At 38.5% G+C, this 18,711-nt stretch carries 12 protein-coding genes and 1 tRNA gene; 9 read left to right on the forward strand and 4 right to left on the reverse strand.

From position 1 onward, the window contains the following. Nucleotides 1-11: 11 nt before the first annotated feature. Nucleotides 12-1,409 carry a methylmalonyl-CoA mutase family protein gene (locus BM179_RS10350; RefSeq protein ID WP_092016393.1) on the reverse strand — a complete coding sequence of 466 codons (1,398 nt, stop codon included), beginning with the start codon at nucleotides 1,407-1,409 and terminating at the stop codon, nucleotides 12-14. Nucleotides 1,410-1,832: 423 nt separating this feature from the next. Here BM179_RS10350 and dnaA point away from each other — a divergent pair, with 423 nt between their 5' ends. After that, nucleotides 1,833-3,272: a chromosomal replication initiator protein DnaA gene (dnaA, locus tag BM179_RS10355; protein ID WP_092016396.1), complete on the forward strand. Its 1,440-nt coding sequence runs from the start codon at nucleotides 1,833-1,835 to the stop codon at nucleotides 3,270-3,272. 63 nt (nucleotides 3,273-3,335) lie between these two features. On the opposite strand, the gene BM179_RS10360 is transcribed toward dnaA, so the two are convergent. From BM179_RS10360 to recA, 3 genes are all read right to left on the reverse strand, one after another. Next, nucleotides 3,336-5,822: a bifunctional glycoside hydrolase family 9 protein/polysaccharide deacetylase gene (locus BM179_RS10360; RefSeq protein ID WP_092017038.1), complete on the reverse strand. Its 2,487-nt coding sequence runs from the start codon at nucleotides 5,820-5,822 to the stop codon at nucleotides 3,336-3,338. A 455-nt stretch (nucleotides 5,823-6,277) separates the two neighbouring features. After that, nucleotides 6,278-7,828: a DUF3667 domain-containing protein gene (locus BM179_RS10365; RefSeq protein WP_092016400.1), complete on the reverse strand. Its 1,551-nt coding sequence runs from the start codon at nucleotides 7,826-7,828 to the stop codon at nucleotides 6,278-6,280. A gap of 125 nt (nucleotides 7,829-7,953) precedes the next feature. Beyond that, complete coding sequence (recA, locus tag BM179_RS10370; protein WP_092016403.1) at nucleotides 7,954-9,033, reverse strand: recombinase RecA; 1,080 nt, start codon at nucleotides 9,031-9,033, stop codon at nucleotides 7,954-7,956. A gap of 545 nt (nucleotides 9,034-9,578) precedes the next feature. On the opposite strand from recA, the gene BM179_RS10375 reads away from it, so the two are divergent. The 8 genes from BM179_RS10375 to BM179_RS10410 all read left to right on the forward strand — a co-directional run bounded on the left by BM179_RS10375 (nucleotide 9,579) and on the right by BM179_RS10410 (nucleotide 18,707). Then, nucleotides 9,579-10,652 (forward strand): aminopeptidase, encoded by a 1,074-nt coding sequence (locus BM179_RS10375; RefSeq protein ID WP_092017040.1) that lies wholly within the window; start codon nucleotides 9,579-9,581, stop codon nucleotides 10,650-10,652. A 180-nt stretch (nucleotides 10,653-10,832) separates the two neighbouring features. Then, nucleotides 10,833-11,630, forward strand: a complete 798-nt coding sequence (locus tag BM179_RS10380) for a DUF3108 domain-containing protein (RefSeq protein WP_092016406.1) — start codon at nucleotides 10,833-10,835, stop codon at nucleotides 11,628-11,630. Nucleotides 11,631-12,043: 413 nt separating this feature from the next. Next, nucleotides 12,044-12,340, forward strand: coding sequence for a hypothetical protein (locus BM179_RS10385; RefSeq protein ID WP_092016409.1), 297 nt, complete (start codon nucleotides 12,044-12,046; stop codon nucleotides 12,338-12,340). A 108-nt stretch (nucleotides 12,341-12,448) separates the two neighbouring features. Further along, nucleotides 12,449-15,703: a TonB-dependent receptor gene (locus BM179_RS10390; RefSeq protein ID WP_092016412.1), complete on the forward strand. Its 3,255-nt coding sequence runs from the start codon at nucleotides 12,449-12,451 to the stop codon at nucleotides 15,701-15,703. Nucleotides 15,704-15,915: 212 nt separating this feature from the next. Then, a complete protein-coding gene (locus tag BM179_RS10395) occupies nucleotides 15,916-16,614 on the forward strand; it encodes a carbohydrate-binding protein (RefSeq protein WP_092016415.1) in 699 nt (232 codons plus the stop codon). A 220-nt stretch (nucleotides 16,615-16,834) separates the two neighbouring features. Beyond that, entirely contained in the window at nucleotides 16,835-17,221 is a 387-nt protein-coding gene (locus BM179_RS10400) for a YybH family protein (RefSeq protein WP_092016417.1), read from the forward strand. A 143-nt stretch (nucleotides 17,222-17,364) separates the two neighbouring features. Then, nucleotides 17,365-17,451: transfer RNA gene (locus BM179_RS10405), tRNA-Ser, on the forward strand. Between the two features lie 752 nt (nucleotides 17,452-18,203). Beyond that, nucleotides 18,204-18,707, forward strand: coding sequence for a helix-turn-helix transcriptional regulator (locus tag BM179_RS10410; protein ID WP_092016420.1), 504 nt, complete (start codon nucleotides 18,204-18,206; stop codon nucleotides 18,705-18,707). Nucleotides 18,708-18,711: the final 4 nt, after the last annotated feature.

Consider the following 18,711-nt stretch of genomic DNA (forward strand, 5'->3'; position numbering starts at 1 on the left):
ACAATTTGCGATTATTTTTCAAATTCCTCCGACACTCTTAAATCTTTTAACAACTCAAAAGAAACATTGCTGTTTTCAGGATTTGATTCATTCCTCTGAGTTTTCTCAAAAAAGGTATTTTCATCCCTGAATTTATTCACCCCGACCATTACTTTTTTACCCGTCTTCAGGTTTTCTACATTTTGTAAATGGCTTCCCCTGATTGTCATCTGAATCTCTCCTCTTTTGAATGATTCAAGAATTCCACCCTTTTCTTCAACCTCTTTTACAATTTCCCAGGCTTTTTCTGCCAATTGGAACGTCAGGTTTTCTATAAAATAACTTCCGGCGGCAGGATCTTTCACTTTGTCGAAATAGCTTTCTTCTTTCAGAATGGATGATACATTTCTGGAAATTCTTCTGCCAAAATCATCTGCTGCCCCGAAAGTTTCATTAAAAGCATGAACTGAAAGTGCATCACAACCTCCGATCAGTGCAGACATCGCTTCAGTCGTTGCCCTCAGCATATTGTTATGGGCAGACAAAGAAGAGTCATAATAAGAAGAAGTCTGACAATGAATACTTATTTTTTGCGGATATTCTGCCTGAAAGTCATATCCTTCAAGCAGTTTGGCAAACAGGAACCTTAAAGCTCTCACTTTGGCAATTTCTGTAAAATAGCTGGTTCCAACGGAAAGAGAACATTCTATATTTTGTACAATTTCCGGTAATGCCAAACCCCGTTCTGTCAGTTCATCCAAAACGCATATCAATGATGAAACTGTATAAGCTAATTCCTGAACAGCTGTAGCTCCTGCATTGTGGAAATGATGGCTATTTACCGTAAGTACTTTAAAATGAGGAGAATCTTGTACTTTTTTAATAACCTCTGCCTTTTCATACCATACATTTTCATGCCAGACACCTTTGGTCATAAACAAAGCTATGGGATCATCATTGAGTGTCCCCCTGATCCGGTAATTGACGAATTTAAGAAGGGCTTCTATAACCGCTAAAGAATTATTTTCAATTTTAAATGAAATAGGAGTCTCCGAGAATTTGATATTATGAAATAACTTTGTAAATTCGATTTCACCCATTGGTACACCACTAATATCAATCTGCACAGAATCGGCGCCATTTTTCAAACTGCTGATTATCAGTGCATTATCCTTATTTGTATTATCGAATTTGATCTGGTCCCGGTTTTGCCAGTTTCGGTTAAAATCCTGACAATTAACCTGTTGCAAGGCACTCAAAGGTAGTGTACTCAGGTCTTCCGCCGTGTAATAGGGTTCGACAACTATGCCCTCGTTCGTATGCCAAAGCAGCGTTTCTTCAAAGTCTTTGCCTTTGAGGTCACGCAGGGTCTGTTTGTGCCATAAATCTTTTGAAACAGGCGCAAATTCATTGAAAATTGTTTTTTTCATATTTGAAACATATCAATGTTTTTTTTGATTTTTCAAAGATTAACAAAGATAAATTTTTAGACTATTCCGAACAAATATTTTAAGAAATAGCATAGTAATGGCATATCGATTGTATTATTCTAAGGCAACACTTTTTAAAGGGTTTTAACTTTCCAATTTTTTGCATTTTAGAGGTATTTTAGGTTTGCCAGTCCGTTGAAATTTACTATTTTTGTCTCCCTTTTTCAGGGGGTTTTCAGTCTGACATTGCGTTCTGCCTGTTAAAAATCTGATTGCCAGCACCTTACTAGTAAGAGTAAAATTTTACGCTTTTTGCTATTTAAATAATTTACGTTGTTTCTAAGCCACTATTACTAATAATTCTAAAAAAAATTAGTCATCTGAAAGCCGTGAACCGCGAAATTGGAAAAAAATAACCTAACAATGCAAACAGAAGTCAGGCAAGTGTGGGCGAGATGCCTTGATATTATTCGCAAAGAAACTTCAGACCAGAGTTACAAAACCTGGTTTGAGCCTATCGTACCTTTGCGTGTAGTAAATGATACCCTGACGATCCAGGTTCCGAGCCAGTTCTTTTTTGAGTGGCTGGAGGAAAACTATGTACATGTACTTCGTCTTGCCATTGATGCCACTTTGGGGGTAAACGGCATGTTAGAATATTCCATCATTGTAGACAAAGGAGATCGTAAAAACCCTCCTATTGCCTATAATGTTCCTAATCAGAAGCAAACAGTTCCCGCTCCGAAACCGAAGCCTAATCAGCCTGAGCCCAATATCTATCACAGTCCTTTTCAGTTAAAGGACCTTGACTCACTGGAGCTGGATTCTTATCTGAACCCGCATTATACTTTTGACAATTTCGTAGAAGGAGATTGTAACCGTCTTGGGCGTTCTGCCGGACTGGCCGTGGCTGAGAGACCAGGGGTTACTTCTTTTAACCCATTGATGATTTATGGCGGTGTAGGGCTGGGTAAGACTCACCTGGTACAGGCTATCGGAAATTATATCAAAGATCGCTACGACAATAAATTTGTTTTGTACGTTTCCTCCGAGAAATTTACCAATCAATTTATCAATGCCATCCGGAACAACACTTTGCAGGCATTCACCAATTTCTATCTTCATGTAGATGTACTGATTCTGGATGATGTACAGTTTCTGGCTGGAAAAGAGAAGACTCAGGAAACTTTCTTCCATATTTTTAACCACCTTCATCAATCAGGTAAACAAATTATCATGTCATCTGACCGCTCTCCGAGAGAGTTGCAGGGCATGCAGGACAGATTGCTTTCAAGGTTTAAATGGGGGCTGACTGCCGATCTGCAACAACCTGACTTTGAAACAAGAATTGCCATTATTCAGAAAAAACTGCAATCTGATGGCATTTATATAGAAGATAAGGTAATTGAATACCTTGCTCACAGCATTGATACCAACGTTCGTGAACTGGAAGGAGTTATTGTTTCTCTGATGGCTCATGCTTCATTGAACAGACGTGAAATTGATATGGATCTGGCAAGAGCTACTTTGAAAAATATCGTAATCGATAATGAAAAGGAAGTTACCGTTGATAATATCCTGGATGCGGTTACCAATCATTTCGACATTGATCTCAGTGAATTAAAGAGTAAATCCCGCAAAAGAGAAACCGTTTTCCCGCGTCAGGTAGCGATGTACCTTATGAAAGAATTTACCAATTTGCCTTTAAAATCAATTGGTTATCATTTTGGCGGGCGTGATCACAGTACCGTAATTCATGCAGTACAAACTGTCAGTGAGATGATCGAACAGGACAAAGATGTTGAGAAAACGATGCAGACCTTGTACAGACGGTTTAACAGAGTGAGATCTAAAGCTGAATAAATATAAAAAGAGAATCGGGCTTATCTGAATCAATCAGATAAGCCCGATTCTTTTAGTGCTTGTTTAAAACGTACCGAATGTATAACCTTTTTTCTTAAGCGTGCTGATTAACTTATCTAATTTATAGTAGAATTTATCTGTTCGTGCCGGATCAGTTCCCACATGGCTCAATAGGATAAAACCGTTCAGTCCCCCGGCATTTTTAACCTCATAATCCATAATTTTCTGATAAATTCTGTCGCTGCTTACATAATTTTTCATTTCCGGTGTCGTGTAATCAGCGTTTGAGGAGGTCCCGCCGGTGTAATTTACCAACGTTATATTCTGTTCTTTACACCAGTCTGAGATCGTAGAATTATACCATTCATAAGGTGGCATGAAAGCATAGGATTTCTCTCTTTTTATGCCAAATTTTGCCAATTCTGTATAGTTATCTGATAAATCTTTCAGGAAATCCTCCTTAGAGACCAATAGTGAATCCCTGTTTTCCCAGGGAACATAAAGCAAATGTTTATCCGAATGCCCTCCTAAATAATGCTGATCCTTTATCAGTTGTAAAATCGTACCTTTAAAAGCAGGATTCCGGTAAAAATCACCTGTGAAAAAGAAATTGGCTTTTACCTGATGTTTTTTGAGCACCTTTGCAATGAGCTCTCCCCCATCATTAAAGGTATGTCCGGTAAAGGTCAGATAGATTTTCTTTTCTTTTTTATTCATTCTCACAATCGCCCCCTCTTCCTTTGTAAGGTTTTTCAGAACATTTTCCTTTGTTCCTTCATTTTCCAGACTGGCTAAAAGATAAGACAAACTCGCAGTTCCATCCATTGTTGGCTCATTGGTTGAATAATCCCCGTAATCATCGTGGTAAACCACCAGATTCGACTGGAATGCTGCGAATTCATCGGGCTGGTACAAAGTAATTCCAATCAATCCTTTCCAGATAGAACCATAAACCGGCCCGTCTACTAAACCGCCGTCCAGTTTGTAATGATTTAAATGGGCGAGAGAAGAATGTGGATCATGAGGCGAAACACCATCCTCCGGTAAACCGCCGATCATGCCTGCTCCCCAGGGATTACAGCCAAATAACCAGTCGCGAAGAGCAGCCAGCATATCATCATAAGCCTTAGTTCCGCTTACTTTCTGGTAGAGCATGATCTGGGTAATCATGGCACTGACGTAGTTGTTTGAACACCAGACGAATGGGATGCCATTCTGAAAAGGATTGTTTTTCCCCCTTAGGTAAACTTTTTCAATCCCCTGCCGCATAAATTCTTTGAATGTTGCGGAATATTTCTCTGAATCTCCGGTATTATTGCTCATATAAAAATGACCCAAATTCAGAAACGGATACCATTGATAGTGTCTGGCAGTGTCAGCTCCCATCCAGGGTGTCTGAGGTTCCTGTCTTCCCAGACTGGCTGCTTCCTGATAATAATTCCCTGGTGCTTTAATGGCATATAATTGTGTAGCAGCCAGTTCCATATCATCTACCCAGTTATCTTCTTCGTAAAAATATGGTGCTCCTCCCGGGGCGGTCTGACAAACACCCGGAAATTGTTTGCCAAATTCATAAGCGTCAATGGCTTTAGGAATAAGCTGATCTGCATATCCGGGATAAAACTTCCGAAGCACCTGACTTGCCAATGCAAAGGTTGAGGCATATTTTCCGGCAGTAGAAGCTACTCCGGTTGTTCTGTTTTTATATTTAAATCCCTGTGGCTTTCCGGTAACAAAATACACCGGACGTGCTAAACCCTGATTGCCTGCGTATTGTACTTTGTCATGATTTGGCAATCGCATACCTTTATGATCACGGTCGTCAGCGAGCTGATTATACATTTCATTTTTACCCGGATTCATTTTCAGAAGCCAGTCAATTCCCCATTTTGCTTCGTCGAGAATATCCGGAATATTATTTTTGCCTTTATTACCCCAGGCATCATGTTCATCTCCATATACTTCGGGATTTTGCTGATAGGCAAATAACAGCTGAAAAGCCGCATTGGCAGAAGTAGTAACATATTGCAGATAATCTGAGGCATCATGCCAGCCTCCGGATACATCCAGGTGCGTTGAATCTTTTTTGGGATCAGGATGATAAACGATAAACCCATCCTGTTTATGGCAGGAATCTTTCAGAAAGGGATTATACCCACTCCGCTGCTGACGCATATATCTGAGAATAAAATCAGCAGTACCATCATAGACATCGGCATTGATGCGAAAATTCGGAGAAATGGCATTTCCGGATTTGATGAAATACATGCCTGATTTTCTGAACTCGCTGAAATCTAAACGGGCTGAGGATTCAAATGCGGCATATTTTCCGAATGATTTTATCTTAACAGAATGAAATACCCGCTTTTTTGAAAAGGCATCGTACAGACCAAATTCTTTAATCTCATCATGCTCCTTGCTGACCCAAACAGCTACTTTGACGGAATTAGGTAAATACCCTAATTGATTGATACGCACCCAGGATGATTGCTGTGCTAATGTTATCCTTGCAAAAAGGCTGAGAATCGACAATATCAGGATTTTGTTCATACTTGTTTTTTGGGGGGGAATTTGCAACCACATAGGAACATAGGACACATAGAAAATTTGCAACCACATAGGAACATAGGACACATAGAAAAGAGACTTCACTATCTTATTTGCAACCACATAGAAACATAGAGCACATAGAATAATTTGTTACTACATAGAAACATGGGCACATAGAAAATTTGCAACCACAATAGAAACATAGAGCACATAGAAAATTTGCAACCACATAGGAACATAGGACACATAGAAAAGAGACTTCACTATCTTATTTGTAACCACATAGAAACATAGAGCATATAGAAAATTTGCAACCACATAGGAACATAGAGCACATAGAATAATTTGTTACTACATAGAAACATGGGCACATAGAAAAAGTAAAAGAGCTTCTTTTGGCAATAATTTTGCAAACGGAAGCTCTTTTGTTAATCACCACTTGTCGCCGGATGGACTTATGACAAGCCGAATTTTACTATACCTACAAATAAGGCCACAAAAAAGAACAGGAAGAAATAAAGATTTACAAGAATCAATGACTTCACAACGGTCTTGAGCCATTTCTGGCGATACACAGTCTTTAATGAAACAATCAGATACAAATAGCCGAACAATAAGGCCGGGCCTGTCAGGCTTAATTCCAGGTGAAAGATGGAAACGACTGCCCAGAACAGAGGAATCATTAAAAAGAACACACTATGGCTATGAATCGAAAAAATCAGATGCTCGTAATAATACCAGTCTTTCCGGTTATGCAAAGAAGGAATATGTTTGATCACATCCGGTTTTAATACTTTGAAAAATACCAGAATCTTCTTAATAATCAGGAATAATGCCTGAAAAGGATGACGAACCGCCCAGTGTGTTCTCTGGCTGTAAATCAGTTTCAGCAAACCTGCTACCAAAGGCATCAGAAAAAACATCATTAAGGAAAAGATACCTATCAGTAAATGTACTACGTTATGGATAGCCTCCTCCTTATTCTCATGAAAAGCCAGGGTATATTTAATTCTGTTACGATAAAACTGTCTTGAATACCATTTCCCGAAGAGATTATAGCTTTCTATTCCCAGGATCTTTGTCGTTTTCATGTAGGTATCCAGTTCCTCATTGCTCATTTCAAGAATAGCTTTATATCGGGCCACATTTTCTACATCACCCTTACTTCCTCTGACGGTAACGGTTGTATCTCCTCCGAAATTATATTGAACCTCTTTGTTGTCCTTTAAGGCTTTCAGATTAATGGTGTATTGTAAAGCATTTCTTTTGCCGAATTTCTCCGTAAAGAATGCTCTCAGCTCAGGTGTTACCTGTTCTATTTCAACCGTTGCCTCCTCATTTACAGCAATTTGTTTCTGAAAACTGATCAGTTTGGCCTTCTGAACATCTAAAGGCAACTTTCCCAAAATCTTTCTTAAAGTATCTTTTTTGGCGATATTGAGTTCATCAAGAATATCTCCGATTTCATCATCCTCGTTAAAATTCTGCAGAAATTCTCCAGCATCAAAGTTATCATTTGAATCTGCCCTGCTATTTTCTTTCCCGGCATTTTCTGAAAGTTTCTCATTTAGCCTGGAGGCGATAATCATGCCTGCTTTTTCAGAATCTTTTTTATCTTTTTCCTTCCCGTCATTTTTTAAGGCAGTCTCCTTGTCTTTATGCAAAAGATTCGCCACAGAAGCATCGGCATATTTATTCAAAACCAGAAAAAATATAAAAGCTACGAAGATGTATAAACGGACAGGCGGAACATATCTGGCTCTTCTGCCTTCAAGAAAATCTTTGGTGATTTTACCCGGCTTCGTGCAGATCGCTTTTACGGTATTCCAGAGTTTGGTATCGAAGTGTGTAATACTTTCGGCAACTTCATAAATCAAATGGCCGATAGGTACTTTTAAATCATGATTTTCCTGACCGCAGCTGGGGCAAAAATTGGTATCAGGAGGTAAAATGGTTCCACAGTTATGGCAAATTTCAGTACGTCTTCGGTGTTTGTGTGCGGACATAAATCAGAGGAAAGAGTTTCGGTTATATTCCAAAAATAGTCATTTTACATGAATCACCCAATTTACCATAACAGAAAAAGGAGAAACCTTGCGATTTCTCCTTTTTCAATCTGAATGATTTTCAACTATTCCGGAGAACCATCATCCAGAATATTCGGTTCAATGGTATCAACCAGAACATTTTCATCACTTTTCACTTTTTCTTTGATTTTCTGTTCCAATTCAACCATTAATTCCGGATTATCTTTCAGAATCTGTTTTACTGCATCACGACCCTGACCTAATCTGTTGCCGTCATAAGAGAACCATGAACCTGATTTCTTCACAATTTCCAGTTCTGTTGCCAGATCAAGTATTTCTCCTGCTTTAGAGATTCCTTCGCCGTACATGATATCAAATTCAACTACTTTAAACGGAGGAGCCATCTTGTTTTTAACAACTTTTACCCTGGTGCGGTTACCGATGATATTATCAGCACCTTCTTTGATTTGTCCGATACGACGAATATCCAGACGAACCGAGGCATAAAACTTAAGGGCATTACCACCCGTTGTTGTTTCCGGGCTTCCGAACATCACACCAATTTTATCACGCAACTGGTTGATAAAGAAACAGCAGCAACCTGTTTTATTGATTGTACCGGTCAGTTTACGAAGTGCCTGAGACATCAAACGAGCCTGTAAACCCATTTTGGAATCTCCCATTTCACCTTCAATTTCAGCCTTGGGAACCAATGCTGCAACGGAGTCAATCACACAAATATCTATTGCGCCTGAACTAATCAGATGCTCAGCAATTTCCAAAGCCTGCTCACCGTTATCAGGCTGAGAGATCAGAAGATTACTGGTATCAATACCTAATTTTTCAGCATAAGACTTATCAAAAGCATGCTCAGCATCAATAAATGCCGCCAAACCTCCTGCTTTCTGTGCTTCTGCAATACAGTGCATAGTAAGCGTGGTTTTACCTGAAGATTCCGGGCCATAAATTTCAACAATACGGCCACGTGGTACACCGCCTATGCCCAAAGCAAGGTCAAGACCCAATGATCCGGTAGAAATAACCGGAACATCCATAACTTTGCTGTCCGACAAACGCATAACGGTACCTTTTCCGTAAGCTTTATCTAATTTTTCAAGTGTAGTTTGGAGGGCTTTTAATTTCTCAGCTGCAGGATTACTTACTTCTGCTTGTTGTTTTGCCATGTTATTTTTTTCGATTACTTTAAGATGATATCTTCGCAACACCAAAGAAACACATTAAATGTTTGAATATCCCTGAAACAGAAGATGAAAGACCGGAAAAAGGGTTGAAATTTTGAATTTTCCCTCAGAATTTCCAATTGTTAAAGAGCAGATACTTCAAGCGGATTAATTGTTCAAGTAGCATTTTACATTCAGTGAAATTACGCTTTTTTTGACATAAAATAAAATTAAAATTAAGGCTCGGCCAGAAAGATTATACCAATTACAGGTTGATTGATATGAACAAGGGTTCAGGTAGCGAAATGTTACATATTTTTTTAAAAATACAATTATCTGGAACTGAGGATACAGTCCATAAATGCTTGGGTCCGGTGAAATTTTTAACCTTTAAACATATTTTCAAGCTTAGTTTCTAAGGTTTTGAAAGCGAATCAATTAACCATTTTTTTTGCTTTCCCGTAATTCATTCCATAATTCAGGCGCTCAGGCCGGAAATTATGTCGAATCTGCAAAGAACCACGGTGATTAAAAATCCGTACATTATCATGTTTTTACTGCGTAAACAAATACAAAAAAGAAACAGAAAACGTAAAATCAGCATTTTGTTCCTGCTTTTCTTTATATCGGGAGGATTGCTGGCTTACTGGCAACGGGATTGGGTGAAATGGGGTGTTTCTATGGCAAAAGGCGGATTGAATGTAGCCTTTAATACCCGCCCGCTCGAAGAAGTGCTGAAAGACCCGGCAGTACCTGATTCTCTGAAAAAACGAATTGAACTGATCGGAGAAATTAAGCGCTTTGCCATTGATTCGCTGGGATTAAAAGATAATCCGAAGGTCTATCAGACCTTGTTTGACCAAAAAGGCAAGCCTTTGGTTTACCTCCTTACAGTGGCAGAAAAGTACGAATTGAAAGCTCACCCGTTTTATTTTCCCCTGATCGGAACTTTTACCTACAAAGGATTCTTTAACGAAGAAATGGCGAAACATGAACAGCTTTACTGGGAATCAAAAGGTTATGACACCGATATGGGTGAAGGGATTGCCTATTCAACATTAGGATGGTTTCCGGAACCAATATTATCAAGTATGTTGTATTACCACGACGGAAAATTAGCCAGCCTGATTATTCATGAAATGACTCATGGAACAATTTTTGTGAAAGACAACCATGAATTAAGTGAAAATATGGCCAATTTCATCGGAGACTATGGTGCCATGCGGTTTCTGAATTTTAAGTTCGGTAAGCGTTCTCACGGATATAAAAGATATGAACAGGGAAAGGTAGTCCGGATAAAATTAGTAAAACATATTAACAGGGGTACTTTGATGCTTGACAGCCTTTATAAAACATTCAGTCCTGAAATGACAGATAAAGTCAAAGATTCTCTGAAATACCATCTCATCGAGTCAATTCTTGTGAAACAGGATACACTTTATAAAAAGAACAGCAAAGTCTCTAAATTTAATTTTGATAAAAATAACTTGCCGAATGATGCGTTTTTTGTAGGATTCAAAACCTATAACGCCAAGCAGAATGAATTTGAAGAACTATTTAAAAAACGATTTAAAGGAGACTTTCCTAAATTCTTAAATTTCTTAAAAAACAAGTATAATTGATCGTTTTCAGAAGCAGCAATAAGGACAGACGTTTCAGACCAGCGTTTACTTAATCGATAAATTATGGCTGGCCGATAAACAATCTCCCGAAAGCAGCATACATTTTCAAATGAACAAGAGTTTATTTAAAAATGCCCAAATGAAAAATTATACAACTATTTTTCTTTTAACGTATTTATTATGAATAAATTATTGATTATCAGCATCTTTTGTATAACACTTTTAGGCTTCAGAGCTTTCCAGAAAGAAAGAGTTCTGGTTAATAAAAGTTTTTCAAAAGGGGAACATCTTGAGTACCGGGTTCACTACGGATTTGTGAATGCGGCTGAAGCATTTGTGGATGTTGATGATAAAATTCAGGTAGTTAACGGAAGGCCTTGCTTTAAAGCTGTAGTATATGGAAGAACTACCGGAATTACAGACTGGGTTGCTAAAGTACGTGATACCTGGGCCTCTTATATAGACACTTCCGCCATTTTACCTCACCAGTTTTATACCAAAAAACAGGAAGGCGGTTACAAGACAGAAGACAAGATTGTTTTCGATCACACCAATAACCTGGCTAAAACCTATGAACTTGATGATGACCGTGAGAAAAAGACTTTTCCGGTGCCGGATAATATTCAGGATGTGGTAAGCGGCTATTTTTTCCTGAGAACTGTTGATTTTTCAAAAGTAAAAGTGAATGATTTTGTTCCGGTTAAAGCCTTTTTTGACGGACAGGTTTATGAAATCAGAATGAAATTAAAGGGCAGAGAACAAATCAATACGAAATTCGGAAAAATCAATACTTTAAAAATTACCCCGATGCTTCCTCAAAATAACTTCTTTCAGGACAATGATGCTTTGAGAATCTGGATTTCAGACGATGAAAACAAAATTCCGATCAGAGCTGAAATCGAGCTTAAAATCGGAGCTATTTCCCTCGACATCAGAAAATATACCGGACTGAAAAACGAAATAACATTTATCAAATAGAAATATTCATACCGCTTTCTCCAGTCTAAAATTAAACAAACCTGATCAGGGTGATTCATAAATCTGTCCTGATCAGGTTTTATGTTAATTAATTAATAATTCAGGTCATAATTTCTCCTAACATATCTTTAATCTTCAGGGAAGACAGGGAAGTAACTTTCCTGGTTTTTCCATTTTACATTAGTTTTGTGCAAATTTTGCACAGTACAGGGAACATAAAAAAGCCTCTATTTTCCTTGATTTAACAGAATAATTCAAAAATTTCTTACCTGAATAATACTTCCTTCCAAACACCCTTATTGTTAACAATTACATAACATTAAGGTAAAATTGAATTCATTTTACGGGTTTAGTTTTGTGGCGTGAAAGTCATAAAAGAAATACTCCTTGTCTCAGTCATAAGCATCTTGTTTATGAACCTGAATATCGTACCGACAGGGTCTTTTTCAGCAGGCAAAGCAATTTCTAAAATCTCTCATCTGAACGTTTCCGCAAATTATTCCGGCTGCATGAGCCAGGATCTGGATCTGAGTCTGGAAGAAGATGATTGTTTGGAAGAAAAGGAAATTTTACATGCTATCAGCCATTTTGAAATCCGGCAGAAAGCCATTCAGATTTCCAAAGCATTAACATTCGGATTAACCAGTGATTCCCAAATACATTACCCTGCTTTTCCATTATTCATTTTATTTTCTAATCTCAGGCTTTGAGATAGTCCCGTTTTCTTTTTACTCCAATTTATCTGTTTGATCCAACTCACTTAAAAGGTCTTTCTTCAGGACCCGTAGAATATTATTTTAACCAATTTTTCAAAAAACATGAAAAAGTTTTTTACCAATAAGCTCGCATTCAGCTTATCATTATTGTCAATGTTTCTCTTATTAAGCTCAGGCTTAATGGCTCAGGTGACAACTTCTTCTATCAGCGGAAGAATTAAAGACAGTAAAAATTCAGAAGTTCCGGGCGCCACTATTATCGCAACTTATCTACCTACCGGCGCTAAATACGGTGTTTCGTCAAGTGTAGACGGTCACTACACCATTGCCAACATGAACCCGGGCGGTCCTTACAAAATCGTTGTAACTTCTGTAGGTTTCAGACCACAGACCCAGGAAGGTTTTACCTTGAATTTAGGTTCAACATCCAACATAGACTTTGTTCTTTCAGAGGAAACCACAGCACTTGCAGAAGTAGTGGTGACTGCTGAAAAGGGCGGCACCAAACTTGGTGCAGGTACAAATCTTGGTGAATCTACGATTAAAGTGTTGCCAACACTAAGCCGTAGCTTAACGGATATGACCCGTATGACTCCACAGTCTGCCAATAACTCATTTGCAGGTACTAACTTCAGATATAACAACGTAACCATTGACGGTTCTATCAATAACGATGCAATTGGCTTTAGTCCTTCATTGGGAGGTCAGGGCGGAACATCAGGGATGCCAGGCAGCAGTACAAGAACCAACCCGATTTCTTTGGATGCCATTCAGGATATTCAGGTATATATCGCTCCTTATGATGTAAAAATCGGGAACTTTACAGGAGGTTCGATCAACGCAGTAACCCGTAGCGGAACAAACGATGTAACCGGTTCAGTTTATGGTTTCGGACGTAATGCAAGCATTACAGGACCCAATAACGCAGGTGACGGTGCAAAAATCCCAAGCAGTTATTCTGATTACCAGACAGGTTTCAGAGTTGGTTTACCGATTATCAAAAACAAATTATTCTTCTTCACAAACGAAGAAATTACCCGTCGTACCGAACCACTTTTCTATGGTGCAGGAGATAAAGATGCAAACGGAAATCAGATCGCTTTGATTGATGCTGCAACAGCTCAGAAAATCACAGATTACCTTGTTACCAATTATAATTTTAACCCTGGTACTTACGGTAACTATAACATTTACTCAAACAGCAACAAGTTCTTCAATCGTATTGACTGGAATATTTCGGACAAACATCAGCTTTCTATCCGTAACAACTACATTTCTTCTGAAGCAACAAACCTTGAAAGAGATGCTGCAAACTTCCGTTTCTCAAGCATGGACTTCAAACAGATCAACAACCAGAACTCAACTGTAATGGAACTGAAGAGCCGTTTCGGAAATGCTTCTAACAGTTTGATTTTAGGTTACTCAGATATTCATGATTACCGTGAGCCGAGCAGTTCGAATGTAAACTTTCCGCAGGTTGAAATCTCTACAAACGGTGGTACTGTATTCTTAGGAAATGACCGTGAAGCTACTGTGTTCAACATGAAACAAAAAACCTTTGAATTCACTGATAACTTTACTTTCTTCAAAGGAAAACACACATTCTTAATCGGAACGCACAACGAAATTTACAGCATCAACTATGGTTTTGTGAATGCTCTTAACGGACGTATTTCATACAGAAACCTTGATGAATTCTTCGCAGGAAAAGTTAACCGTGTAAGAGGTTCTTATAACTTTACCAATAACGACCGCGATTACAATTTCAACAATCCTTATGCAAAATTCGGTGTTGGCATGTACAGTGTATATGCACAGGATGAAATTCAGGTAACTGACAATTTCAAACTTTCTCCTGGTATCCGTTTTGACCTTGCTTCAGTTGATTCAGCGCCAATCGCCGATAAAACAAAAACTACTCCACTTGATCCGAACGCAGGAACAACTTATACCGCTACTCCTCTTTCTCAGATCAGTAACAAAACATTCGGACAGGTACTTGTTTCTCCGAGATTAGGTTTCAACTACAATGTAAACGGAGATAAATCATTGGTAATAAGAGGGGGTACAGGTATTTTCACAGGTAAAGTGCCATTCGCATGGCTTGGATACGCCTTCTATAACGACGGTGTAGGATACGGAGCTTATGATATCAACAACCGTGCAACTGCAACTAACAACGGAGATGTGCTGAAAGACGGAGCGAGAGATTTCGCATTCAAAAACGGACAAGGAAACCAGACTCAGGTTGACGTAATCAACAATAACTTCAAAATGCCACAGGTTTGGAGAAGTAGTTTAGGCGTTGATTATACGACAAGAAATGGTTACAAATTCACTGTTGAGGGGATTTATACTAAAACAATCAACGATTTGAAATTCCAGCAGGTTAACCTTAAAGACTCTGTGAAATATTTCAGCTACGATGTAAATCACCAAATGCCGATTTATTTATCAGGTGGAGCAACAGGACAAAAGATCAACTCAGGTTTCTCAAATGCTTACATGTTGTCTAATACTTCTGAAGGATACCGTTACAGCCTGACTGCTCAGATCTCTAAAACTTATCCGTTTGGCCTGAATTTTTCAGTAGCTTATACTTATGGTAAATCATTCGATTTAACTAACGGTATCAGAAACTCTATGGAATCTAACTGGCAGCTGAACCAGTCATTAACACCAAATGATCCGAAATTATCATTCTCTAACTTCGATATCCGTCACAGATTAATTGCACAAATCGGATACCGTAAGAACTGGAATAAAGTACATGCCACTACTTTCTCTGTAGTAATCAATGCTCAGTCAGGTAACCCGTTCACCTGGGGATTTGTTAACTCAACCATCGCAAACAACCCTCAGGCAGCAGGTTTAGCTTATATCTTCAAAGATGAAGCTGAAGCAACCAAATACCTGGTAGATTACAAAAACGCTGCCGGTGTAACTATTACTGCTGCTCAGCAAGCGAAAGATTTCATGAACTTCGTAAATGGTGATGAGTATTTAAGCACAAGAAAAGGTGACTTTACAGAACGTAACACTGGCCGTACTCCTTGGAACAGCACAGCAGATTTAAGAATCATGCATGACATCAATATCAATGTTGGTAAAAAGATTCATACTTTACAATTCACTGCTGACATCATTAACGTAACTAACCTGCTTAACTCAGATTGGGGTAGAGTTTACTTCGTATCGAATACATTCAACTCAACTTCAAGCCTTGGTCTGACAAGAGTTAACTCTGGTACTGCTGCTGACCCGACTTACAGATTTGTAACACCGTCAACTCCTTATTCAGTTGATCAGTTAGCTTCAAGATATCAGGCACAAATAGGTGCAAGATATTCATTCTAAGCTTTTTTGCTTAAATATATTAAAAAGGGAAAGCCGGGTCAGTCTGATCCGGCTTTCCCTTTTTTTTAGGTTAAATCCGGTTTAGCAGGATATTAAATTCCGGAATTTATACGATTTTGCTGACAAATAGAAAATGTTCTATGTTTCACCCTTTTTACTTTAAATCTTATCTGACCATTTTAAAAACAATTATTTTTTAACCAAATCCAGCTATGAAAACCCCAAACAACAGATCATTTCAAAAACGCTTATCTCTTACCTTTATCCTTTTAATTATCTCAATAACTGCTTTTGCCCAAATACCGAAAGGTTATAAGGGAACACCATTCAAAGATTCGGAATATACCAAAGGAGCACAAAATATCCCCGGACGCCTGGAACTCGCTTACTACGATCTCGGTGGAGAAGGCGTTGCTTATCATGACACAGACCCGGTAAATCAGGGAAGCGGAAAACTCAATCTCGCTCCGGACCATAAGAGACCCGGAGTACCTTTGTATTTTGTTCATTTCAGAGCAAATGAAGGGGTAGATATTTCTTATACCAAAGACTTCGCCGACTTTAACCATCCCAATAAAGTAGATCCCAAAATCAATCAGTTATACATCGGATGGCAGGAAGATGGAGAATGGACAAATTATACGGTAGATGTAAAAGCGCCGGGCAGATACAAAATCGTTACGATTTATGGAAATCAGGACAACAAATCTTCCTTATGGCTCAATAACAAAAAGGCCGTTGATCTTGTCTTGCCTGAAAATACCGGAAGTATGCATAACTGGACCCAGGCCACCGTCGGTGAAATTACATTCCCGACAGCCGGACTTAATCTCATTACTTTAAAATACAATAAAGGCTCCAATCTGGCATTTCTGGATTTCATTCCGGTCTATGAAGCCGCAAAGAAGTAACAGCTTTTTTCATTGATCCTTTCCTGTAAGAAAACGGAAAGGATCAGTACATACCAGCAAAATGATTTAGTGATTTACTGTGGGATGTATTTCTTAGTAACCTTTAAATAAAAATATCTGTTAAAATGCCGGATTCCACGAATTCTTTTCTCATCTTGCTTTTTTACATTTTCTCACCTTTTCAGATTAAAAATACGTTCAACCTCAAACTTAAATAACAATGAACACATTAAGCGATAAAGAGCAGATAGATGCAATCCGACTGATCATACAAAAAGCAGAAAACACAGGTGATCTGGAATTAATGGCCTCCGTATTGGGTGAAGACCTGACGGTTATTATCCCAAATGTTCCGGTAATTCATGGAAAACCTGATGGCGTAGCCTTTCTGAAATCATGGTTTGATGGTTTCGACATTGAAATAAGCTATACCCCGGAATCAATTCAGATTGAGTCTGACATGGCTTACGAATGGTGCACTTATGACCAGACAACTACCGATAAACAAACCGGAGAAAAAGCTTCTGAAATCGGAAGAATTCTGTGGATTTATAAAAGATGCGAGGAAAAGTGGTTACAAAGCTTTATTATCTGGAATACTTTGTAGAAAAAAAGCAGAAACTAAAAAGGTCTTTCACAGGAAATTACACCTGAATATGGATTTGCAAGGCATATTGATGAAGAAAAATCTTCATCAATATTGTTATTTTTTCACTAATCAGTCTTAGCTTTGCATTTCAAAAGTACGATGGAAACGTGTCCGAGTGGTTGAAGGAGCACGCCTGGAAAGTGTGTATACGGGAAACTGTATCGAGAGTTCGAATCTCTCCGTCTCCGCTGAGAGGGTCTTCATTACGAAGACCCTCTTTTTTTTCATATATAAGCAATCCTTTTTCTTTCATTTTTATCCCGTCCTGAAATAGCGATACAATAAAATAGATATAGCAGAGAAGGTATACAAGATTGATATCCGGAAAAACTCTTCGTCCGAACAATCCGGGAGTACATAACCCAAAGAGAAGAAGGCATAAGAAGCTTTAGTTTCGGGTTATTCGGCATAGGCACACAGGCCCATTACAGGAGAATCAGGCGGATTGAGAGAAGACAGTGTGCTTGCCAGGAGGTAGTAACACTGATTTGCCGGGAGCGTAAGTTACAACCCCGTCTTGGAAGCAGGAAGTTATATTACCTTTTAAAACCAGAGCTGAGTGCTTTACATATCGGCAGAGATAAGTTTTTCAATATACTTAGGACTAATCATTTGCTGATTGTACCAAAAAGAAGCTACCATAGTCCGACACCCTCTTTCGGTTCAGATTTAGGCTGGAAAGTTCTTTCGGTAAAAGATCTTTTAGTAAAAATACATTGGTGTCAATTTCTATCATTTCCCGGGTGATGCACTCCCGGTCTTTCAGAGGGGGAGAAATGAGTTCAATTCCATTTTTATAGTTGGTATCTTTGGGCAAAAAAATGACAAATATGTCGGACTTATATAGGCCTGTCTCAATATCAATCTTTAGTTTCCATCTCTTTGTTAAATTATCAGGTCAACGAATAAAAGTGTAAGCAAAAATGTTTATATTTGTACTATGATTAAGCAATTTGAGAAATACAAAGGGATCCATCCAGGGATTGTACTTGGCAGAGAATTAAAAAAACGTTCTATCAAGCAACGTCCTTTTGCTTTGTCTTTAGAGGAACATCCACAAACGTTTAATGCTATTACCAAAGGTAAAAGAGGTATCAACACCTCATTGGCATTGAAGATTGAGCGAGAACTTGGATTGGAAGAGGGTACTTTGGTGATATTGCAGGCATATTATGATATCCAAAAAATCAAAGAAAAAGAAATCAAAAGCACACCTGATCTACATATCCTGAGTAAGGCTTTGTTTTGGGATACGGATATTCAACATATAGATTGGAAGCGACAATACAGGGCTGTTATTCAACGTGTTTTTGAACGAGGGAACGAAAATGACAAAAACGAGATTATTCGCTTTTATGGCGCTGAAAAAGTAAAACAAGCTCTGCAAGAATCCAATATCAGAAGTCCATATACTATATACGGATCCGATAAAACTACAGACTAATTAC

Source organism: Pseudarcicella hirudinis, from assembly GCF_900115665.1.
GTDB lineage: Bacteria > Bacteroidota > Bacteroidia > Cytophagales > Spirosomataceae > Pseudarcicella > Pseudarcicella hirudinis.